Origin of the sequence: Kribbella lupini, assembly GCF_039529595.1 — a bacterium.
Lineage (GTDB): Bacteria > Actinomycetota > Actinomycetes > Propionibacteriales > Kribbellaceae > Kribbella > Kribbella lupini.
The window spans coordinates 2,813,911-2,835,276 of sequence record NZ_BAAANC010000001.1 but is presented as its reverse complement, the minus strand read 5'-3'; the positions used below and the strand labels follow the sequence as shown (position 1 = coordinate 2,835,276).

Below are 21,366 nucleotides of genomic sequence, written 5' to 3'. Positions count from 1 at the left end.
GTTGCGCACACCGGTGGGGTGGGTGGGTAACCTTGCGGGCGCCGCCTGGCCCGGCGGTTCACCGGATAGGAGACGATGTCCCCCGTGAGCTCACGTGACGCCCAGGACGCGCAGGCCCGGCCGGCTCCGTCGGAGGCCGATCCGGCGGTCGCCGGCCTGACGGTGGGGCTGGGTGGGCCGACGGGGCGGTTCGCCCGGTTGAGCTCGTCGTGGTGGACGCCGCTGCGGATCGCGCTGGCGGTCTGCACGATCACCTTCGCGCTCGGCGTGCTGCAGAAGGCGCCCTGCATGGAGGCCGGCTGGGACCGGCAGAGCTGGCGGCCGTTCAAGGCGCTGTGCTACTCCGACATCGGCTACCTGTACCAGGAGCGCGGTTTCGCCGAGGGCAACCGGCCGTTCCTCGACACCGGCAACTACCCGGTGCTCGAGTACCCGGTGCTGACCGGTGGGTTCATGGAGGTTGCCGCGCAGATCACCTGGGTGATCACCGGCGACCCGAAGCAGGACGTCACGGCCGAGCAGAAGCGCGACACCGCCGGGGTCTTCTTTGTGGTGAACGTCGCGCTGCTGTTCATCTGCGCGCTGCTGCTGGTCGGACTGACCGTCGCCACGGCGCGTGGTGTCGCTTCACGGCCGGGCGGGGCCCGGGGGCAGCCGCTCGACGCCCTGTACGTCGCGGCCGCGCCCGTGCTGGCGCTGACCTCGACGATCAACTGGGACCTGTTCGCCGTCGTACTGACCGCTGGTGCGATGTGGGCGTGGTCGCGCGGCAAACCGATCTGGTTCGGCATCCTGCTCGGGCTCGGGACGGCGGCCAAGTTCTATCCGTTCCTGCTGCTCGGGCCGCTGCTGATCGTGTGCCTGCGCGGGCGGAAGCTCTGGCCGTGGTTCCAGGCGACGGTCGCGGCGGTGGCGGCGTGGGCGCTGGTCAACGCGCCGATCTACCTGCTGGCCAAGAACGAGTGGATGTCGTTCTGGGTCTTCAACGACGAGCGCGAGAGCGACTACGGCTCGATCTGGTACGTGCTGAAGCTGGCCGACCACGAGGTCGCCGACGTCAACAAGCTGAACATCGTGATCTTCGCCGGGCTGTGCCTGTCGATCGCGATCCTCGGGCTGATGGCGCCGCGTCCACCGCGGTTCGCGCAGCTGGCGTTCCTGGTGGTCGCCGCGTTCCTGCTGATCAACAAGGTGTACTCGCCGCAGTACGTGCTCTGGCTGCTGCCGCTGGTCGCGCTGGCCCGGCCGAAACTGCGGGACTGGCTGATCTGGCAGGCCTGCGAGTGCTTCTACTGGATGATGGTCTGGCTCCATCTGGCGCAGTTCCTGGCGCCCGGGCAGCCGGACGCGCCGGACAAGATCTACTGGTTCTCCGTCGTCCTGCGGATGGCCGGCACGCTGTACCTGATGCTGGTGGTGGCGCGCGACATCCTGCTGCCGGAGCGGGACCCGGTCCGGCAGGGGGATCTCGTCGACGATCCCGGCGACGGTGTCGTGTCCGACCTGCCGCCGCGCGAGCGCGTCCCCGTTTAGTACAGCTTCGAGACGTCCAGGTTCCCGCCGCTGACCACGGTCGCGGTGGGGCCGGTCAGCTCGAGCTTGCCTTCGAGCAGGGCGGCGCAGGGTGCCGCCGCGGCGGGTTCGAGGGCGAGCTTGGTGCGGGACATCACCAAGCGGGTGGCGTCCAGCAGGGCGTCCTCGCTGACACGGATCATCTCGTCGACGTACTGCTGGATGATGCCGAAGTTGTGCGTGCCGCAGACCGGCGCGGCCAGGCCGTCGGCGATGCTCTTCGCGGTCGGCAGCTTCTGCGGTGAGCCGGCCGCTAGGCTGCGGCTGACCACGTCGGCGTTCTCGGGTTCGACGCCGACGATGCGGATCGACGGGTCGGTGAGCTTGATCGCGAGGGCGACGCCGGAGATCAGTCCGCCGCCGCCGACCGGCACCAGGACGGTCCTGGTGTCCGGTGCGTTCTCGAGAAGCTCGAGGCCGAGGCTGCCGTGCCCGGTGATCACGTCGAGGTCGTCGAACGGGTGCACGCCGGTCAGCTTCCGCTCGTCGCGGATGCTCTCGTACGCCGCGATCAGGTCGCCGTCGACGAGTTCCACGTGCGCGCCGTACGCACGGGCGGCGTCGACCTTCGCCTGGACCGCCGTCGTCGCCATCACGACCGTCGCCGGGACCTGGGCGTTGCGCGCGGCCCAGGCGAGCGCGCCGGCCGCGTTGCCCGCGGACACCGTGATCACGCCGCGCTCGCGTTCCTCGGCGGTGAGCTGCAACGTCTTGTGCAGCAGGCCGCGCACCTTGAAGCTGCCGGTCTTCTGGAACAGCTCGGCCTTCAGCGTCAGCGGGCCGCCGAACAACGCGTCGAGGGCGGACGACGTGACCACTGGGGTGCGGTGGATCCGTCCCGCGAGCTGAGCGGCGGCCTGGCTGATGTCCTCGAGGGTCGGCATGCCGCCGAGCCTAGTGCGCTTCCAGGCGGTCCTACTGAGAGATTCCTGCGGGGACGAGTTGCGCGGCGACCGCCTGGGCGAGGGTCGTGTACGACTCGGGGTGGTCGGGCAGGAACAGGTACGGCTCGATGAGCTCGAGCTCCATCAGGAGGAAGCGACCGTTGGAGACGATGCCGTCGACCCGGGCGTACGGCGTGGTGGTGGCACCCGCGGCGGTGAGGGCCTCGGTGGCGCCTTCGAGGACGGCGGGGGTGGGGTCGGCCAGTTCCACGCTGCCGCCGTACTCGTGCTGGACGCGGTAGTCGTCGGCCGCGGGGCGCTTGACCACGGCGTGCGAGAAGACGCCGCCGAAGAACATCAGGGACCACTCGCCGTCGGTCTGGATCTCCGGCTGGAACGGCTGGACCAGGTAGACGGTGTCGGGCAGGTCGTCCATCGCGCGGCTGAGCTCCTCGGAGCCGGCGACCCCGCGGACGGTGTGGAGCGCGCTGGCGCTCACCGTCGGCTTGATGACGACCTCCCGGCCGGACAGGCCGCCGACGACCTCGCGCAGGCAGTCCCCGGCCGCGACCTGGGACGGCACGATGGCGACGCCGCGCTCGCGCAGTTCCAGCAGGTAGGACTTGTCGGCGTTCCAGCGGACCAGGGCCGAGTCGTTCAGCACCCGGACGCCGGCCTTGTCGAGCTGGCCGAGCCACTCGCTGAACTCCAGGTACCGGGTGTGGTAGTCCCACACCGAGCGCAGCAGCACGGCGTCGTACGCCGACCAGTCGACCGACGGGTCGGACCAGAGCTCGACAGCGGGCTCGAGCCCGGCGGTGCGGAGGGCGGTGACGAGCGGGAGGTCGTGCTCGTGCAGGTCCGGGTGCTCGGCGGAGGTCGCGAGAGCGATACGCACGGTCACGGGCTGCCTTTCAGGAGGGGTCGCAAGGCCCCGTGGCTACGGCGCCCGGATCAGTGTCCGAGCGGTGGGGCCAGAAATCAACCGGGAAACCGCGTCCGGGCGGTAACGGAGTGTGATCGTGATGACGACGACCAGGAGCGCGGCGAGCTGGATCAGGCCCTGCCGGACGTCGTGGCCGAAGCTCGCGTAGGCCCAGTACGCGGCCAGCGGTACGGCGATCCACTCGATCCGTCCGGCGAGCACGGCGAGGGCGATCAAGGGCAGTCCGTACCAGGGGTACGTCGGTGTCGCGACGAGCAGCGCCGCGCCGTACAGCCAGCAGCAGGTGACCGCGACCGGCTCCCGTCCGTGCCTGCTGAGCGCCAGCAGCGCCAGCCCGACCGCGATGACCCCGGCGACGAGCTGGCGGGCCTCAGGAGGCAGCACCAGCGCGAGAATCGCGAACCGTGAGCTGCCGTCGGAGAAGCCCTCTTGGTGGAGGTAGCCGGGCAGGAACCCGGCGACGAGCGTGCCGGCGACGGCCAGATGCGGCACGTAGCTCGCCAAAAAGGTGCTGACGGCAACGAACTTCGGGCGGAGTCGGGGGATCGCGGGAAGGAGCAGCAGCGGGAGCAGCTTGACGGCGCCGGCCGCGCCGAGGAGCAGGCCGGTCAGCCAGGCGCGGCGGCGGGTGAGCGCCAGGATGATCAGCAGTGCGGCGAGCACGTCGACGTGCGCCGCGCTGCCGGCTTCCAGGGCCACGATCGGTGACCAACCCCACAGCGCCGCCCAGCGTGGATCACGTCCGCGTCGCCGTAGTTCTACGGCGAGTAACCAGGTGAGCGCGACCGCGATCGCTGCTGCGGCCAGCTGCAGGCCGAAGGTGCCTGCTGACCACGGAGTGAAGAGAGCGACGACGGTGAAGTAGGCCTGGGCGACAGGTGGGTAGATGGTCGGCACCTGCGGCCGGTTGATCCTGGTCCGCGGGTCGTCGTCCAACGGTGCGTCGGCGCGCGGCGGGCCGACGACGCCGGACCGGTCGGTCGGGCTCAGCCCAGGGAACAGGATCGGGTCGCGGAGCTTGGCCAGCGCGTCGTCCAGTGGGACGTGCGAGTACGGCGAGGAGCCTGAGAGCTGGACCCGGCCGTCCCAGACGTACCGGTAGGCGTCGGTGCTGGTGATGGGCGCGTGGGTCAGGCCGGGGACCTGGCAGAGCGCGGCGCCGGCTACGAGGAGTAGGACGGACCTGGTCCGGGCGAACTTGATCAGTAGGAGCAGCAGGATCGTGGTGCCGACCAGAAAGAGGTTGGGGTACCAGCTGTAGGCGGCGGTGATGATGGCCCCCGTGCTGCAGGCGACGGCGAGCAGGACAACCAGTGCGGTCGTCCAGCCCGGCCACGAACGCTTCATCGGCGGAAGGTCAGGAACGCGCGGTGGTTGGTCCGCCAGTCCTCGGTCGGGTGCAGGCCGGCCGCGTGGGCGTGGCGGAGCACGGCCCGGGTGCCGAGACGGGCCCAGGGGAGAGGGTGGGACCGGCGGCCCGTCGTTGTCCGCAGGATGATCGGGTGGGTATCGTCGAGGTCGTCGTCCGGGTCGACCTCGACCAGCACGATGCCGTCGGGCCGGATCAGCTCCGCGCACCGGCGCAGCAGCGACTCCGGCTGTCCGCCGATGCCGATGTTGCCGTCCATCAGCAGCACGCTGCCCCACCGTCCTTCACCGGGCAGCGCGGCCTCCACGGGCCGGAGCAGTGCGGGCGCTCCACGCTTGGTGGTCAGCCGGACGGCCTGCTCGGAGATGTCCACGCCGAGTGCCGCGATGCCCTGCTCGGCCAGGGCTGTCACGATCCGCCCAGGCCCACAGCCGATGTCCAGCACCGGCCCCTCGCAGCGGCTCAGCGCGAGCCGGTCGGCCTCGTCGGCCGGAGCGCTCCAGCGGTCCACCTCGCTCAGTGACGGGACCATCCGGCCGTCAGTGCCAGTAGCAACGACTTCCACACCGTCCAGCGCCCGCTCGAACAGCAGGGCCGGGTGAGCCGAGGTCTGCAGCCGCTTGTGCAGCCGGGACACCCGCAGCTCCGGGTACGCCGCCGCGATTACCGCCGCGTCCACCGGGGTGTCCATGTCGCGCAGGCTCGGCAGCAGCTTCACCTTGTAGCCCAGCGCCCGCAGCCGGTTCAGCTGGTCCCGCCCGGTGTGATCGGTGGACATCGGTACGCCGACCAGCGCCCACCGGTCGGGAGTGCGCAGTCCGAGACACCAGTAGCCGCCGTCCTCGGTCAGGCCGAGTACGGCGTCGTGGCCCTCCCAGTCCGTGCTCAGCAGCGCCGGAGTCAGCTGTGGGGTGTCCATGCCGACCAGCAGCATCGGCGTACCGTCGTACGCGTCCTCGAAGGCACCGGCCAGGCGTTCGTCGAGTCCGTCGCCGCGCTGAGCGACCACCGTGAAGTGGTCAGGCAGCCAGGGACCGGTGTCGCCGTCGAGCGCCACGACGTACCGGTGCGCGGGAGTGGCGCTGACGGCCGCCAGGGTGTCGGAGAGCGAGGCTCGGGCGAGCGCGGCCGCCTCCTTCGGGGTGAACTCGGACTGCAGCCGGGTCTTCACCTTGCCGGGGCGTGGCTCCTTGGCGATGACGATCAGCGTGTTCATCGGGCCAGCACCTTCGACATGTCCTTCACCGCGCGGGCCGCGCCGAGCGGCGTACCGGTGACCTTGGAACGGCCGGAGCGGGGCAGGTAGTCCACCTCGACCTCGGCGATCCGCCAGCCGGCGTCGGAGGCCTTTACCACTGTCTCCAGCGGGTAGCCGGAGCGCCGGTCGACCAACTGGAGCCCCAGCAGCGACTCCCGCCGGGCAGCGCGCATCGGCCCCAGGTCGTGCAGCTGTACGCCGGTCCGGCGGCGGATGCGGCGGGACAGCTCAGCGTTGGCCAGCCGCAGGTGCCACGGCCAGACGTTGCGGGAGACAGGCCGCCGCCGCCCGACCATGAGGTCGATCCGGCCGGACAGGACGGGTGCCGTGACGCGGACCAGCTGGCGGGGGTCCAGCGAGGCGTCAGCGTCCAGGAAGGCGACCACGTCGGCGGTAGCCGCCTCCAGCCCGGCGTGGCAGGCCGCGCCGTACCCGCGGGTCGTGCACGACACCACCGTCGCTCCCAGCCGCGCGGCGATCTCCGCCGAACCGTCGGTGGAGCCGTTGTCCACGACAACAGCCCGTACGCCGTCCGGCAACCGGCCCAGCACCCAGGGCAGAGCAGCGGCCTCGTTGAGACACGGCAGGATCAGATCGACCTCGGCAACAGACACACTTCGACCGTAGGGAGAAATCGGCGGCTTGAGATGCATCTCATGGCTACAGGTCGCTTACGGACCGATCACCTGGCCGGACCGGCACGGCGGACGACTTAGGCTCTGACCGTGGCTACTCGTGTGCTCGTGGTGGACGACGACCCGACCGTCTCGAACGTCGTCTCGGCGTACCTGACCAAGGCCGGGTACGACGGCCGCGTGGTCGCGGACGGCGTGTCGGCGGTCGAGGTCTGGCAGCAGTGGAAGCCGTCGGTCGTCGTACTGGACGTGATGCTGCCCGGGCTGTCCGGTCTGGAGGTGCTGCGCCGGCTGCGCGCTGCCGACGACGGCGCGGCGGTGATCATGCTGTCGGCCCGCGGCGAGGAGGAGGACCGCCTGGTCGGGCTGGAGTTCGGTGCGGACGACTACGTGGTCAAGCCGTTCAGTCCGCGCGAGCTGACGCTGCGGGTGCAGGCCATGCTGCGCCGCGAGGAGCGCCTGGCCGGGCTGGACCTGACGCCGACCAAGCTGCACTCCGGCCCGATCGTCGTCGACACCGCGGCCCGGACCGCGACGCTGGACGGCGGCGAGCTGTCGCTGACGCACCGCGAGTTCGACCTGCTGGCGTTCCTGGTCGCGCACCCGGGCAAGGCGTACACGAAGGCCGAGCTGCTGCGGCGCGTCTGGGGCTGGGACTTCGGCGACTCGTCGACGGTCACCGTGCACATCCGCCGGCTGCGGGAGAAGATCGAGGCCGACCCGTCCGACCCGAAGCTGGTGCTGACGGTGCCGCGGACCGGCTACCGCTTCGCGGGTGATGCGCAGTGAACCGTGATCAGGTCACGATCCTCGCGCTGACCGCGCTGTGGACCCTGGTGGTCGGTGCGATCGGCGCGCTGGTGCTGTGGCAGTTCCGGCGCCGCTCGCTGCGGGTCACGATCATCGTGGTCGCCCTGGCTCCGCTGGCGGCCGCGCTGGCGGCGGTCGGGCAGAGCGTGCGGGCGATGTTCATCTCCGCGCACGACTCGCTGGTGGTGCTCTGGACGCTGGCGTTCTCCGGCCTGCTCGGGCTGGCGATGTCGGTGGTGCTCGCGCACTGGATCAGCACGGGTTCGCGGGATGTCGGACGCCGGCTGCGGGACCTCGGTACGTCGTACGAGTCAGTGGGCGTTGCGACGAACGGCAACGTCCCCGCCGAGCTGGCTGAGCTGACGGACGAGCTGGAATCGACCAGGGCTCGGCTGGCTGCCTCCCGCGAACGGGAGCGCGCTCTGGAGTCGAGCCGGCGGGAGCTGGTCGCGTTCATGTCTCACGACCTCCGTACGCCGCTGGCGGGGCTGCGCGCGCTGTCGGAGGGGCTGGAGGACGGCGTCATCGAGGACGCGCCGGGCGCGCTGCGGCAGATGCGGACGACGGTGGACCGGATGACCGGGCTGGTGGACGACCTGTTCGAGCTGTCCCGGCTGTCGGCCGCTCCGCCGCCTCGGCGCCGGTCGGCGGTCAGTCTGCGTGAGCTGGCCGAGGACGTGGCGGGCGAGACCTCCGAGCACGCCCGTGCCAACGGGGTGACGGTGGCCGTGTCCGCACCGGAGGACGACGACCGCCTGGCGGTTCACGGCGATGCCGACGAGCTCACGCGGGCAGTGACGAACCTGGTGGGCAACGCGATCCGCCACACGGCTCCCGGCGGCACGGTGAAGCTCACGGTCGATCGCGAGACCGACGGGCGCGTGCGGCTGGCCGTGACCGACGGCTGCGGCGGCATCCCGAGCGACGACCTGGAGCGGGTGTTCGACATCGGCTGGCGTGGCGACGAGCAGCGGACGCCGGCCGCGAGTTCCGCCGACAGCAGTGGGGGTGGCCTCGGGCTGGCCATTGCCCGAGGCGTGGTGGAGTCGCACGAGGGCACGATCGAGGTCAACAACGTGCCGGGTGGGTGCGCGTTCAGTATCGATCTGCCGCAGGTGAACGCACCCGTCAACGGGTGACGAGGTCGGCGATGCCGGTGGCGAGGTCGTAGGTCGGCTTCCAGCCGAGAGAGTCACGCAGGCGCTGGGAGCTGGCGGTGATGTGCCGGACGTCGCCCAGCCGGTACTGGCCCGTCACGACCGGCGCTGGGCCGTTGAGCGCCGTGGCCAGTTCAGTGGCGAGGTCGGCGATGGTGTGGACCGTGCCGCTGCCGACGTTGTACGCCGTGAAGGCAGGGGAGTCCTGTACGGCGGCAGCCGCCGTGGTGACCGCCGTCGCGATGTCGTGGACGTGGATGAAGTCCCGCCGTTGCCCGCCGTCCTCGTAGACCCGCGGGGCCTCGCCGCGGGCGAGTGCGGAGCGGAAGAGCGACGCGACCCCGGCGTACGGGGTGTTGCGGGGCATGCCGGGGCCGTAGACGTTGTGGAAACGCAGGGCGGCCACGCGGCCGCCGGTCTCGCGGGCCCAGGTGGAGGCGAGGTGCTCGCCGTTCAGCTTGGTGGTGGCGTAGGTGTTGCGCGGGTCGGCCGGTGCGGTCTCGTCGACCAGGCCGGGGCGCAGCTGCTTGCCGCAGATCGGGCAGGGCGGCTCGAAGCGTCCGGCGTCCAGGTCCTCGGTACGCCGGGGGCCGGGCGCGACCTGGCCGTGGCGGTCGCACTCGTAGCGGCCTTCGCCGTACACGACCATGGAGCTGGCGTAGACGAGGTTGCGGACGGTGCTGTGGGCGAGCTGCTTGAGCAGGACTGCGGTGCCGAGGCTGTTGCTGGAGACGTAGTCGTCGATGTCGTCGAGGTCCACTCCGAGACCGACCTTCGCGGCCAGATGGACGACGACGTCGACGCCGTCGAGCGCGGCGGCCACGGCGTCGGGGTCGCGGATGTCGCCTTTGACCAGGTCAATCGTGGGTGGAGTGGAGTGGACGTCCGGGCGGAGCGAGTCGAGGACGACGGGGTTGTGGCCCTCGGCAAGCAACTGGGTGCGGACGTGCTGGCCGATGAAGCCGGCGCCGCCGGTGATCAGGACTCTCATCGGGTCACCGTCCACAGGTGCTCGGCGGCGGTGCCGTCGAGGGAGTGGTGGCAGGTGCAGTCGTCGGTCGGGATGCGGCCGATCACGTCGGTGAGCAGAGTCTTCAGGCGTTCGATGCTGCGGCCGAAGACCTGGAACACCTCGGCCTGGGTGACGCCCTCGCCGGTGGCGATGCCGGCGTCGTGGTCGGTGACGACGGCGACCGAGGTGTAGCAGAGCGCGAGCTCGCGGGCGACGGAGGCTTCGGGGGCGCCGGTCATGCCGACCAGCGACCAGCCTTGGGCGGCGTGCCACTGGGACTCGGCGCGGGTCGAGAAGCGCGGGCCGTTGATCACGACCATGGTGCCGCCGTCGACGATTCCCTTGTCGGAGGCAACGACCGTCTTGCGGCCGACGGGACAGTACGGGTCGGCGGGGGAGATGTGGACGACCGGGCGCTGCTCGCCGTCGTACACGGTGTGTTCGCGGCCCCAGGTGCGGTCGACGTACTGGTCGGGGACGACGATCGTGCCGGGCGTGAGCTCGGAGCGCAGGGAGCCCACGGCGCAGGGGCCGAGGACCGTGCGGACACCGAGCGAGTGCAGGGCCCAGAGGTTCGCGCGGTAGTTGACGCGGTGCGGCGGCAGGCGGTGGTCGGCGCCGTGCCGCGGGATGAAGGCGACCTCGCGGCCGTTCACCTCGCCGACCACCGGCGGCTCGCTGGGTGGCCCGAACGGCGTCTCGACCGCGACCGGCCGCGCGTCGGCCAGGAACGAGTAGAAGCCGGAACCACCGATCACACCGATCTCTGCCATGGTTCCGAACCTATGGGCTGGCCTGTCGGCGTGGAGCTGATCGCGGGGGATCGTCAGCGGGCCGTAAGAATGGGGGCGTGGAGCTCACGAGCGTACTGCTACCGGCCGTCGCGGCCGTGCTGCTGCTGGTGATCCTCTACGGCAGCTGGACGGCCGGCCGGCTCGACCGGCTGCACCACCGGGTCGCTACCGCCCGGGCCCGGCTGGAGACCGAGCTGGCTCGCCGGTCCGCTCTGGTCGCCGAACTGGCCGGCAGCGGCGTACTGGACCCAGCCTCGTCGCTGCTCCTGCTGGACGCCGCTCACCGCGCCAGGACCGCGCCGGACGAGGAGCGAGAGCAGCGGGAGTCCGCGCTGACCAGAGCGATCGCCGCGACCGGCACTGACGAGCAGCCGTGGGCAGGTGAGCTGGCGGCCGCCGTACGGCGGGTACAGCTGGCTCGGCGGTTCCACAACGACATCGTGGTCTCGACGCGCGACCTGCGGACCCGGCGGCTCGTGACCTGGTTCCGGCTGGCCGGGCACGCGCCGATGCCGTCGACGATCGAGCTGGAGGACGGCAGTTGACCTTCGTCGAGGACATCGAGCGCTACCGGCACGAGCTGCGCGTGCACTGCTACCGGATGCTCGGCTCGTACGACGACGCCGAGGACCTCGTCCAGGAGACCTACCTGCGCGCCTGGCGAGCCCGCGACAGCTTCGAGGGCCGGTCGAGTCTGCGCGCCTGGCTCTACCGGATCGCCACCAACGCCTGCCTCGACGACGTACGCCGAGCTTCCCGCGTCCTGCCGCACCAGCTGGAGCCGGAGTCGCTGCCTGCTGAGGCGCTACCCGCCCGCGACGACTTGCCGTGGCTGCAGCCGTTCCCGGACGTGTTGCTGGACCGGGCCGAGGAGCCGGATGCGCAGGTGATCCGGCGGGAGACGATCGAGCTGGCCTTCCTGACCGCGATCCAGCAGCTGCCGCCGCGGCAGCGGGCTGTGCTGATCTTCCGGGACGTGCTCGGCTGGTCGGCGAAGGAGACCGCCGACGTGCTCGACCTGTCGGTGCCGGCGGCGAACTCGGCGCTGCAACGGGCGCGGCCGGTCCTGCGGGAGCACCTGCCGGTACGCCGTACGGAGTGGTCTGCGGCGGCCACGGCTGGAGAGCAGGCCTTGGTGGCGAAGTACATGGCGGCCTTCGAGGCAGGGGACGCTGCCGGGCTGGCGGCGTTGATGCACGAGGACGTACGGGTCAGCATGCCGCCGTACCCGTTCTGGTACAGCGGGCGGGACCGGGCCGAGCAGGTGTTCGCGGCGAACTTCGCGCCGGGTGGGCCGGTCAACCGCGGGTCGTGGCGGTTCGTTGCTGTCGGCCTCAATCGGCAGCCGGCGGCCGCGGCCTACCTGCGGGCACCGGGTGACGACCGGTACCGGCCGTTCGCGGTGACCGTGTTCCGGATCGAGGCCGGGTTGGTGCTGGAGATGACCGCGTTCGAGGGGGTCGACTTCGCGCTGCTGGGGCTGCCGGCCTACTTGGCGTCGGCGTAGCACTCGACGATCGCGGTGCCGAACGGGAAGCGGGTCGGCGTCGTACCGAAGCAGAGGGTGCCGGCCAGGTCGCCGGCGGCCTGGATCGCGGCGGCGACCTGCTCGGCCTCGTCGGCCGGGCAGTGCACGATCACCTCGTCGTGCTGGAAGAAGACCAGTTCGGCCTTGAGTGACGCGATCGACTGTCGCAGGGCGGCCATCATCAGCACGGCCCAGTCGGCCGCGCTGCCCTGCACGACGAAGTTGCGGGTGAAGCGGCCGCGGGCGCGGGCCCGGCGTCCGTCCACCTGTGGCTCGTCGGCCGGCGGACCCTCGAGTTGTGCGGCGTCGAGTTGCGAACCAGAGGGTGGGCAGGTGCGGCCGAGCCAAGTGCGGACCAGGCGGCCGTCCTCGCCGGCGCGAGCGGCGTCGTCGACGTACTGGACGGCCTTGGGGAACCGCTTGCGGAGGTCGGCCAGGTTCTTCAGGCCGTCGCCGGAGGTCTGGCCGTAGATGGCGCCCAGTACGGCGATCTTGGCCTTGTCGCGATTACCGGCGAAGGCCTTGTCCGAGACCGCCTTGTAGAGGTCGGCGGCGTCGCCGGCGACCTGCATGAAGGCCTCGTCGCGGGAGATCGCGGCCAGGATGCGTGGCTCGAGCTGGGAGGCGTCGGCCACGACCAGCCGCCATCCGGGATCCGCGACGACCGCGCGGCGGATCACCTTCGGGATCTGCAGGCCACCACCGCCGTTGGTGACCCAGCGGCCGGAGACCGTGCCGCCGGGGACGAAGCCGGGGCGGAAGCGGCCGTCGTGGACCCAGTCGTGCAGCCAGGTCCAGCCGTTGGCGGTGTAGATCCGGTAGAGCTTCTTGTACTCGATCAGGGGCTCGACCGCGGGGTGGTCGATGGTCTGCAACTCCCAGCGCCTGGTGGAGCTGAGCTGGTGGCCGGCCTGCTTGAACGCCTTCAGTACGTCGGCCGGCAGGTCCGGCCGCACGCGTCGGCCGAACGCGGCGGACACCTGCTCGGCCAGCTCGGTCAGACGGCGGGGCTCCCCGCCACCGGCGTACCGCTCGCCCAGGAGTTCGCTCAGGAGCGCCCGGTGCGCCTCGGCGCTCCAGGGGAGGCCGGCGCGGTCCATCTCGGTGGCGATGAGCCAGCCGGAGGACTCGGACGCGATGAGCAGGCGCATGCGGTCCGGGTGCTCGGTGTCGTGGTGGCGACGGAGCTGGTCGGCGTACACGCGGAGGAGGGCTTCGAAGGGGAGTGGCTCGGTCTCGATGTCGAACAGCGAGGACTGCTCGCCGCCCGGCTCAGTGGCGCGCATCGGTGGGTCGGGTGGGACCGGCTGGTTGGTGAGGCGGGCCCAGGCGGCGGCTGCTGAGCGTGGCTCGCCCAGTCGACCCGCGTGTCCCAGGAGAAGGCCTTCGGCGGTCTCGATGTCGTAGCAGCGCTCGACCCGGACGCCGGCCGCGAGGAGGCGCGGGTAGATCTCGGCGGTCGATCGCCAGACCCATCTGCTGACCTGAGGACGAGAAGCGACAGCAGTTGCGAGGTCGTGCTCTTGGACGATTTCACCAGCAGGTTGCCCGTCCGGATGGAGGGCAACGAGCAGCGCGCCACCACCTTCGGTCGGAGCAATCGCCCATCTCTCGTCCACACGGAGATCCTCGCACCCGCCACCGACACTCCTCCGACCTCCTCGGCCCCTCCACCTCGACTTTGTGCACCGGCCAGCCACCAAGTCGCGCTCGAGATGGCTGGCCGGTGCTCAAAGTCGGCGGTGGAGGGGCGGTGGGGCGAATGACCGCGGGGTGGTGTCGGGGGTGGGATCAGGCCAGTGGTGTCAGACTGGACTCATGTGGCGGGGGAGTGATCTGGACCCGGCGGACGGGAACCGGACCGAGCAGGTCGAGGCGTTGGTGCTGCGGCGGATCGAGCGAGGGGACCTGTCGATCGGGTCGCGGTTGCCGTCGGAGCGGGTGCTGGCGGAGCGGCTCGGGGTGAGCCGGGTGACGGTGGTCCGGGCGCTCGACCAGTTGCGGGCGGACGGCGTACTGGAGACCAGGCGCGGGTCCGGGACGCATGTGCGGCCGCTGGACCGGCTGCTGGACCCGATTGCTCCGGTGTCGACGGTGACGCCGGGGGACCAGCCGCTGCTGGACCTGCGGTTCGCCACGACGGCGGCTCCGCATGATGTCGCCGAGGTGGCGGCGCAGATCGTGGCGGAGGGGCTGCCGCAGGCGATGGGCGGCGACGGGCCGCCGCCGGGTGGGTCGATGGAGCTACGTACGGCGCTGGCCGAGCGGCTGACGTCCGAAGGCGTTCCGACCGAGCCGGGCCAGCTGACGCTGACAGTTGGCGCGGCGGCTGGGCTGAACGCGGCGCTGGCTGGGCTCGACCTCGGACCGGGCGTCGCGATCACCGAGACCCCGACGTACCCGGCGGCCTTCGACCTGTTGCGCAACCACCGGCTGGACGTCGTCGGCTGGCCTGCCGGCGTCTGGGACACCGACCAGCTCGCTCACCTCTGCCGGCGCCACAAGCCGAAGGTCATCTACCTGCAGGCCGACAACCACAACCCGACCGGGCTCAGCCTGCCGGCGGACCGGCGTACGGCGGTGGTGGAGATCGCCCGGCGGTACGGCGCCGCGCTGATCAGCGACGAGACCATGCGGCCGCTCTGGCTGGCCAGCGGCAAGCAGGCCGACCCGCTGAGCCGGTACCCGCGCACTGTCAGCGTCGGCTCGCTCAGCAAGACGGTGTGGGGAGGCCTGCGCGTCGGCTGGGTCCGGACCGGTCGGCAGCTGCGCAGGCGGATCAACACCTCGGCGCAGCTCAGTGTGACGTCGCCCAGTGCGCTGGACGACCTGCTGGCGTTGGCGATCCTGGACCGGCTCGACCGGGTGATCTCCCGGCGCAAGACCCGGCTCCGGGCCAACCTGGCGGCGCTGGAGACCGGACTGAAGGCAGTGCCCGGAGTGGCCTGGTCGACTCCGACCGGTGGGATGACGCTCTGGCTGGAGCTGACCGAGGTGCGGTCGCGGAAGGTGCTGGAGGCAGCGCGGGAGCAGGGGCTGCTGCTGGGGGCCGGTGACCTGTTCACGCCGGACGGCACGGACCGGCGGCACCTGCGGATCCCGTTCACCGCGCCGCCCGCGACACTGCGGCTGGTGGTGGCTCGGCTGACGGCCGCGATTGCTCAGTCCAGTTGATTCAGAGTGGACTGAAGTCGGCAGGTGTCGGAGTCCTAGGCTGGTGGCGTACCCCAGCTCTGACCAGGAGGACCCCGAAGTGACTGAGACCACCGCACCGCAGACCGGTACCGCGAAGGTCAAGCGTGGCATGGCGGAGATGCTCAAGGGCGGCGTGATCATGGACGTCGTCACCGCCGAGCAGGCCAAGATCGCCGAGGACGCCGGCGCTGTCGCGGTGATGGCGCTGGAGCGGGTCCCGGCCGACATCCGCGCCCAGGGCGGCGTCTCCCGGATGAGCGACCCGGACATGATCGACTCGATCATCAGCGCGGTCTCGATCCCGGTGATGGCCAAGGCCCGGATCGGTCACTTCGTCGAGGCCCAGGTGCTGCAGAGCCTCGGCGTCGACTACATCGACGAGTCCGAGGTGCTCACCCCGGCCGACTACGCCAACCACATCGACAAGTGGAACTTCACCGTTCCGTTCGTCTGCGGCGCGACCAACCTCGGCGAGGCGCTGCGCCGGATCACCGAGGGCGCGGCGATGATCCGCTCCAAGGGCGAGGCCGGCACCGGTGACGTGTCCAACGCGACCACCCACATGCGCCAGATCCGCCAGGAGCTGCGCCGGCTGCAGAACCTGCCGGAGGACGAGCTGTTCGTCGCCGCCAAGGAGCTGCAGGCGCCGTACGAGCTGGTCAAGGAGGTCGCCGAGCTCGGCAAGCTCCCCGTGGTGCTGTTCACCGCCGGCGGCATCGCCACCCCGGCCGACGCCGCGATGATGATGCAGCTCGGCGCCGAGGGCGTGTTCGTCGGCTCCGGCATCTTCAAGTCCGGCAACCCGGCCCAGCGCGCCGAGGCGATCGTCAAGGCGACCACCTTCCACGACGACCCCGACGTGATCGCCAAGGTCTCCCGCGGCCTCGGCGAAGCGATGGTCGGCATCAACGTCGACGAGATCCCCCAGCCCCACCGCCTGGCCGAGCGCGGCTGGTAGCTACCGGGACCCCCGGTCCCCGTCGGTAAGGCCGCGCGCCAGGCCGGTTTGGTAGGCGATGGCGACGAGCTGCGCGCGGTCTCGTGCCTCCAGCTTCGTCATGGCACGCTGCACGTGAGCCCGGACGGTGAAAGGGCTGACGTACAGCCGATCGGCGATCTCGAGGTTCGACAGTCCCGTCGCGACGAGTGCGACCATCTCGCGCTCGCGTGGAGTGAGCGCGACGAGCCGCTCGACGTCGGGCGGTGCGGTGTCGACGGGGGCGGCGAGGAATCGGGCGACCAGTGATCGGGTCGCGGCCGGGGACAGGAGGGCGTCGCCGTCGGCGATCGTGCGGACGGCATCGAGCAGTCCGTCAGCGTCGATCCCCTTGCCGATGAAGCCGCTCGCTCCCGCCCGCAGGGCTTGGGCGACGTACTCGTCGGTCTCGTAGGTGGTGAGGACGAGCACGCGGCTGGCGCGCAGGTCCGGGTCGGCGCAGATCTGGGCGGTGGCGGTGAGTCCGTCCATGCCAGGCATCCGGATGTCCATGACCACCACGTCCGGGTGCGTGCGGCGGGTCACCTCCACCGCCTCCTCGCCATCGCCGGCCTCGCCGACGACAGCGATGTCATTGGCGCTGTCCAGCAGAGTACGGAAGGCACCTCGCAGCAACGCCTGGTCGTCGGCGAGGACCACCCGCAGCCGGCGTCCGGATGCTGGGTCGTCGTTCAGTCCTTGGTCGGCCATGTCTCCGATCATCGGCCCTCCCTGTCAGATGCTCTGGCGGTCGTCCGTGCTCCGGATCCGGCGACGGGCAGAGGTAGCTCGGCGGCAACGATGAAGCCGCCTTCGGGTCGAGGGCCCGCTGTGAGGCTGCCGCCGAGGGCGGTGGTCCGTTCGCGCAACCCGATCAGACCGTAGCCGGGCGAATGCTCCAGCGGCGTACGGGAACTGACGCCGTCGTTGATGATCCTGATGCCCACCCGCTCACGCTCCCAGCTGAGGCGGACGTCGGCGCTGCGAGCAGCGGCGTGCTTCGTCACGTTGGTCAGAGCCTCCTGGATGACGCGGTAGGCGGTGAGATCCACTGCCGGCGGCAGCGGTCCAGCAGTGCCGTCGTGGTGCATCGACACCTCCAGCCCCGCGAGGCGGAAGGACTCCAGCAGGGTCGGTACGAGTGCCAGCCCGGGCGCCGGCTCATGGGGCGCGGGAGCGTCGTCGCTCTGACGCAGGAGTCCGACGGTGGCTCGCAGTTCGTCGAGGGCCTGGCGGGTGGTCTCGACCACCTCGTCCAGGCTGGTGCGGGCCTGGTCCGGGCGCGTGCTGAAGAGGTGAGCCGCCACATTCGCCTGGGCGTTCGCCAGCGTGATCTGGTGGGCGACCAGGTCGTGCAGCTCGCGCGCGATGCGAATTCGTTCCTCGCCGACCTTCCGGCGGGCTTCGCTGTCCCGGCTCGTCTCGGCTCGCAGTGCCCGCTCCGCGACGTACGCCAGCTGGGCCTGCCGGTGCTTCGCCAAACGCCCGAGCACGGCCGCCACGAGCGGCGAGGACGCCACGGTCACCAACCTGCTCGTGTCTTCCCAGGAGAGGTTCTCCTCGAAGAACAAGGTCGAGGCGACGAGCAGTGCCGCCGACGTGAGGAGGGCCGCGACGGCGGTACGTCGCTCGGTGCGCATCGCCACGGCGTAGGCGCTGATGACGGCCGGGGCGATCGTGAGCGGAGTCGGCAGGAGGCCGAGGGGCGCGACGAGCATGCCGAGAACCGTTGTGACCGCCAGCGTGGCGACCGGCGCCCGGTGGCGGGCGAGCGTCACCGCCGCCGACGTCGCCGCCAGCAGACAGGCCGCTACGGATGGCGGTGCCACCGTGTCGTCGACCTGCAGCACGCTCCCCAGCAGGCACACCAGGAAGGCCGTGGTCACGATCGCTCCCTCGCGCCAGGTCACCCACGGCGTCATCTGTTCAGGGTAGGACATGGCCACCTCCGGCCGAGGGACGTAGTGCGTCCGCACCAGACGCCGTCGGATCTGGTCCGGTGGCACCAGCACCAGGTTGGTGTTGACGAACGATGTGCACGAAGGGCGTCGACGAGAGGGTTGGTGACGAACCGTCCGGCATCGGCCGGACAGCAAATCGCAAGGAAATCTCTGATGAAAACAAGCGGCGCCCTGGCTGCGGTAGGGCTGACGAACGTGCGCAAGGTCTACGGCAAACGGGACAACGAGGTGGTCGCGCTCGACGGCGTGACGACGCAGTTCGGTCGGGGGACCTTCACCGCGATCATGGGCCCGTCCGGGTCCGGTAAGAGCACTCTGATGCAGTGCGCGGCAGGGCTCGACCAGCCGACGTCGGGTTCGGTGCTGCTGGAGGGGCACGAGATCAGCGAGCTGGACGAGACCGAGCTGACGAAGCTGCGGCGCGACCGCATCGGGTTCGTCTTCCAGTCGTTCAACCTGCTGCCGGTGCTGACGGTGCGCCAGAACGTCACGCTGCCGCTCCGGCTCGCCGGGCGACCGCCGTCCCGGAGCAGGGTGTCGACCGTGCTGGACCAGGTCGGTCTGGCCCGGCGAAGCCACCACCGTCCGTCGGAGCTGTCCGGCGGGCAGCAGCAGCGGGTGGCCATCGCTCGGGCGCTGATCAGCGAACCCGCCGTCCTCTTCGCCGACGAACCGACCGGTGCGCTGGACACCAGAACGGCGCAGGACATCCTCTCCCTGCTGCGGCACTCGGCGCGGACGGCCCACCAGACGATCGTGATGGTGACTCACGACCCGGTCGCGGCGTCGTACGCCGATCGCGTCCTGTTCCTCGCCGACGGTCGTCTCGCGGGGGAGCTCCACTCGCCGACCGCCGAGTCCGTGGCTGAGCGGATGACCCATCTGGGCGCCTTCGCCGACGAGCGACCCCTGCCGCTGCCTCGCCTGGACAAGACCTCGGGAGGGCAGCACCGATGATGCAGCTCGCGCTTCGCACCCTGCGCTTCCGGGCGGGGATGTTCGCGGCCGCCTTCCTGGCCATGTTCTTCGCGGCGGCCATGATGATGGCCACCGGCGGACTCATCGAGACCGGGACCCGCTCCGCGGTCACGCCGCAGGAGATCGCGGCGGCCGACGTCGTCGTCGCCGGTGACCAGGAGTACCACGCCTCCGGGGGCGATCCGGACGAACCGCCCATCCTCCCCGAGCGGGTCCGGATCGACGCGGGCCTCGAGGAGAAGCTCTCGGTGCTGCCGGGGGTGCTGGAGACCAAAAGCTACGTCTTCGAGGGCGAGGCGCCGACCGGGACGGTCGACGCGATCGGCGTCGTGGCCGCGCCGGGAACCGACGTGGACGAGCTGCGGCAGCGGATCGACGCTGAGCTCGACGACAGGGCGGTGACCCTCGTCGGAGATCAACGGGGGCAGGCGGAGCTGCGCGAGGCCAAGGCCGGCGGGGTCACCGTGATGGCCCTTGCCGGGGTCTTCACCGCCTTCGCGCTCCTGGTGTCGGTCTTCGGGGTCTCGTCCATGCTTGGTTTGTCGATCACCCAACGGCAACGGGACCTGGCGCTGCTACGGGCCATCGGTGCGACGTCTCGCCAGCTGCGTCGGCTGATCTTTCGCGAGACGTTGATGCTCTCGCTGATCGCCACCGCGCTGGCCGTCCTGCCCGGTCAGCTCCTCGGCCGGTTCCTGTTCGAGCTGCTGGTCGATCGCGGTATCGCCGCTGACGGCGTCGTCTTCCACCAAGGGTGGATCCCCACCGCGGCCGCCATGGCTGTGGCGGTCGTCGCCGCTCTGGCCGGCGCTTTGGGCGCAGGTCGACGGGTCTCTCGGATCAAGCCGACGCAGGCGCTGGCGGAGGTCTCCGTCGACGGGCGACTGATCGGTGGCGGCCGCCTGCTCCTCGCGGTCGTCGTTCTCGGCGCCGGCATCGGACTGACCGTCGTCACCATGACCGTGATGAGCGGGCCACTCACTCCGGCCACTGGCGCGCCGGCGGTGATTCTCCTTGCCATCGGAGCAGCCCTCCTGGCTCCGGTCCTGACCAAGCTCACCACGTTCGTCTGGCAGTGGCCTGTCCGTGCGGTCGGCGGGGTGACCGGCCAGCTCGCCGTCCTCAACGCCAGGGGCCGAAGCGGCCGCCTGGCAGCCGTGATGGCCCCGGTCATCCTGCTGACCGCGGTGTCGACCGGGTTGCTGTACCTGCAGACGACGAGTGACGAGGCGGACCGGCGGGCTTTCGCAGACAACCTGGTCGCCGATGCCGTGCTGACCACCGAGACCGGATTCGATCCAGGCGTGGTCGAACGGGTCAACGACCTGCCCGGTGTCGCCGGCGCCTCGGAGTACATCGACAGTCTGGGGTTCATCGAGAATCCGAAGGACAGCTCTCCGTTGAACGAGGGGTGGAACCTGCAGGGCGTGTCGCCCGTAGGCGCCGGGGCCACCACCCCCGTCAAGATCACGGCCGGCTCGTTCGCGAACCTGCGGGACGACACGATCGCGATCGACGAACAGCATGCCGAGAGGCTGGGCGTCGACCTCGGCGACGCGATCACCCTCAGGCTGGGTGACAACACGGCTCTCGACGTCCGGGTGGCCGCCTTGTTCTCCGCTCCGGACGACTACGACACGCTGTTGCTCCCCGCGGACACCCTCGCCGCCCACACGACGGCGGGCGGCGCGACACGAATGCTCGTCTCGTTCGACCAGGACGCCGACTCGGCGCGGATGGAGAAGGAACTGACCGACTGGGCGTCTGCCCAGGACGGCCTTGCGGTGAGTGGCCGCGACGTTCTCCTCGGCGAGTTCGACGACCAGAAGAAGACCGCGAACTTCGCGATCTACATCATGGTCGTCATGATCGCCGGGTACTCGGCCATCACGGTGATCAACACCCTCGCGTCGAGCATGACAGCCCGGCGGCGGGAGTTCGGCCTGCAGCGGCTCGCGGGCTCCACGCGTGGCCAGGTGATGCAGATGGTGGGTCTGGAAGGCGTGATCGTGGCTCTCAGCGGCGTCGTCCTGGGCACCGCCGCGGCGGTCGCGATCCTGGTGCCCGTCAGCCTCAAGCGGCTCGACACCGTTCTCCCTGTCGGATCGCCGTGGATCTACCTGACGACGGTCGCCCTGACCGTGTTGCTGACCCTGGGCGCGATGCTCCTGCCCGCATGGCGTGCGACCCGGGGGCGCCCGGCGGAAGCGGCGCTCGCCGTCGAGTAGCCGGCTCCATGCCTCGGGCGGCCTGTTGGTACGACAGGTCGCCCGAACTCCGAGCCAGGCCAG

General features: G+C 70.8%; 19 protein-coding genes. 9 read left to right on the top strand and 10 right to left on the bottom strand.

All coding sequences use genetic code 11. The features are described from left to right. Positions 1 to 75: 75 nt before the first annotated feature. Complete coding sequence (locus tag ABD235_RS13045; protein ID WP_344173566.1) at positions 76 to 1,533, top strand: glycosyltransferase family 87 protein; 1,458 nt, start codon at positions 76 to 78, stop codon at positions 1,531 to 1,533. Here the strand turns inward: ABD235_RS13045 and ABD235_RS13040 are convergent. The 5 genes from ABD235_RS13040 to ABD235_RS13020 are packed head-to-tail and all read right to left on the bottom strand — an operon-like array spanning position 1,530 to position 6,643. Next, the gene (locus ABD235_RS13040; RefSeq protein ID WP_344173564.1) at positions 1,530 to 2,456 is read right to left on the bottom strand and encodes a threonine ammonia-lyase; all 927 of its coding nucleotides are present in this window, start codon (positions 2,454 to 2,456) and stop codon (positions 1,530 to 1,532) included. The genes ABD235_RS13045 and ABD235_RS13040 overlap by 4 nt on opposite strands. Before the next feature lie 31 nt (positions 2,457 to 2,487). Next, positions 2,488 to 3,354, bottom strand: coding sequence for an ATP-grasp domain-containing protein (locus tag ABD235_RS13035; protein WP_344173562.1), 867 nt, complete (start codon positions 3,352 to 3,354; stop codon positions 2,488 to 2,490). Between the two features lie 42 nt (positions 3,355 to 3,396). Further along, entirely contained in the window at positions 3,397 to 4,749 is a 1,353-nt protein-coding gene (locus ABD235_RS13030) for a glycosyltransferase 87 family protein (protein WP_344173560.1), read from the bottom strand. Then, complete coding sequence (locus ABD235_RS13025) at positions 4,746 to 5,987, bottom strand: DUF2064 domain-containing protein (protein ID WP_344173558.1); 1,242 nt, start codon at positions 5,985 to 5,987, stop codon at positions 4,746 to 4,748. Before ABD235_RS13025 ends, ABD235_RS13030 begins: the two co-directional genes overlap by 4 nt. Beyond that, a complete protein-coding gene (locus tag ABD235_RS13020; RefSeq protein WP_344173556.1) occupies positions 5,984 to 6,643 on the bottom strand; it encodes a glycosyltransferase family 2 protein in 660 nt (219 codons plus the stop codon). The genes ABD235_RS13025 and ABD235_RS13020 overlap by 4 nt, the downstream gene beginning before the upstream one ends. Before the next feature lie 111 nt (positions 6,644 to 6,754). Between ABD235_RS13020 and ABD235_RS13015 the strand changes: the two genes are divergently transcribed. Continuing rightward, positions 6,755 to 7,453 (top strand): response regulator transcription factor, encoded by a 699-nt coding sequence (locus tag ABD235_RS13015; RefSeq protein WP_344173554.1) that lies wholly within the window; start codon positions 6,755 to 6,757, stop codon positions 7,451 to 7,453. Beyond that, the gene (locus tag ABD235_RS13010) at positions 7,450 to 8,613 is read left to right on the top strand and encodes a sensor histidine kinase (RefSeq protein ID WP_344173552.1); all 1,164 of its coding nucleotides are present in this window, start codon (positions 7,450 to 7,452) and stop codon (positions 8,611 to 8,613) included. Before ABD235_RS13015 ends, ABD235_RS13010 begins: the two co-directional genes overlap by 4 nt. On the opposite strand, the gene ABD235_RS13005 is transcribed toward ABD235_RS13010, so the two are convergent. After that, positions 8,603 to 9,622 carry an NAD-dependent epimerase/dehydratase family protein gene (locus ABD235_RS13005; protein ID WP_344173550.1) on the bottom strand — a complete coding sequence of 340 codons (1,020 nt, stop codon included), beginning with the start codon at positions 9,620 to 9,622 and terminating at the stop codon, positions 8,603 to 8,605. The genes ABD235_RS13010 and ABD235_RS13005 overlap by 11 nt on opposite strands. After that, entirely contained in the window at positions 9,619 to 10,416 is a 798-nt protein-coding gene (locus ABD235_RS13000; protein ID WP_344173548.1) for an S-methyl-5'-thioadenosine phosphorylase, read from the bottom strand. Before ABD235_RS13000 ends, ABD235_RS13005 begins: the two co-directional genes overlap by 4 nt. Before the next feature lie 77 nt (positions 10,417 to 10,493). Between ABD235_RS13000 and ABD235_RS12995 the strand changes: the two genes are divergently transcribed. Both ABD235_RS12995 and ABD235_RS12990 read left to right on the top strand, forming a co-directional pair. Next, positions 10,494 to 10,982 (top strand): hypothetical protein, encoded by a 489-nt coding sequence (locus ABD235_RS12995; protein ID WP_344173546.1) that lies wholly within the window; start codon positions 10,494 to 10,496, stop codon positions 10,980 to 10,982. Then, positions 10,979 to 11,944, top strand: a complete 966-nt coding sequence (locus ABD235_RS12990; protein WP_344173544.1) for an RNA polymerase subunit sigma-70 — start codon at positions 10,979 to 10,981, stop codon at positions 11,942 to 11,944. Before ABD235_RS12995 ends, ABD235_RS12990 begins: the two co-directional genes overlap by 4 nt. Here ABD235_RS12990 and ABD235_RS12985 read toward each other — a convergent pair. Then, positions 11,926 to 13,584 (bottom strand): bifunctional 3'-5' exonuclease/DNA polymerase, encoded by a 1,659-nt coding sequence (locus ABD235_RS12985; RefSeq protein ID WP_344173542.1) that lies wholly within the window; start codon positions 13,582 to 13,584, stop codon positions 11,926 to 11,928. The genes ABD235_RS12990 and ABD235_RS12985 overlap by 19 nt on opposite strands. 199 nt (positions 13,585 to 13,783) lie before the next feature. Here ABD235_RS12985 and ABD235_RS12980 point away from each other — a divergent pair, with 199 nt between their 5' ends. Continuing rightward, complete coding sequence (locus tag ABD235_RS12980) at positions 13,784 to 15,139, top strand: aminotransferase-like domain-containing protein (RefSeq protein WP_344173540.1); 1,356 nt, start codon at positions 13,784 to 13,786, stop codon at positions 15,137 to 15,139. A 79-nt stretch (positions 15,140 to 15,218) separates the two neighbouring features. Further along, positions 15,219 to 16,118, top strand: coding sequence for a pyridoxal 5'-phosphate synthase lyase subunit PdxS (gene pdxS / locus ABD235_RS12975; protein ID WP_344173538.1), 900 nt, complete (start codon positions 15,219 to 15,221; stop codon positions 16,116 to 16,118). Here pdxS and ABD235_RS12970 read toward each other — a convergent pair whose 3' ends face one another. Together ABD235_RS12970 and ABD235_RS12965 are read right to left on the bottom strand one after the other, a co-directional pair. Continuing rightward, on the bottom strand, positions 16,119 to 16,859 hold the full coding sequence (locus ABD235_RS12970) for a response regulator transcription factor (RefSeq protein ID WP_344173535.1): 741 nt from the start codon (positions 16,857 to 16,859) through the stop codon (positions 16,119 to 16,121). It abuts the gene before it with no gap. After that, a complete protein-coding gene (locus ABD235_RS12965) occupies positions 16,856 to 18,058 on the bottom strand; it encodes a sensor histidine kinase (RefSeq protein ID WP_344173533.1) in 1,203 nt (400 codons plus the stop codon). Before ABD235_RS12965 ends, ABD235_RS12970 begins: the two co-directional genes overlap by 4 nt. 192 nt (positions 18,059 to 18,250) lie before the next feature. Between ABD235_RS12965 and ABD235_RS12960 the strand changes: the two genes are divergently transcribed. Next, positions 18,251 to 19,054 carry an ABC transporter ATP-binding protein gene (locus tag ABD235_RS12960; protein WP_344173531.1) on the top strand — a complete coding sequence of 268 codons (804 nt, stop codon included), beginning with the start codon at positions 18,251 to 18,253 and terminating at the stop codon, positions 19,052 to 19,054. Then, on the top strand, positions 19,051 to 21,303 hold the full coding sequence (locus ABD235_RS12955) for an ABC transporter permease (protein WP_344173529.1): 2,253 nt from the start codon (positions 19,051 to 19,053) through the stop codon (positions 21,301 to 21,303). Before ABD235_RS12960 ends, ABD235_RS12955 begins: the two co-directional genes overlap by 4 nt. Positions 21,304 to 21,366: the final 63 nt, after the last annotated feature.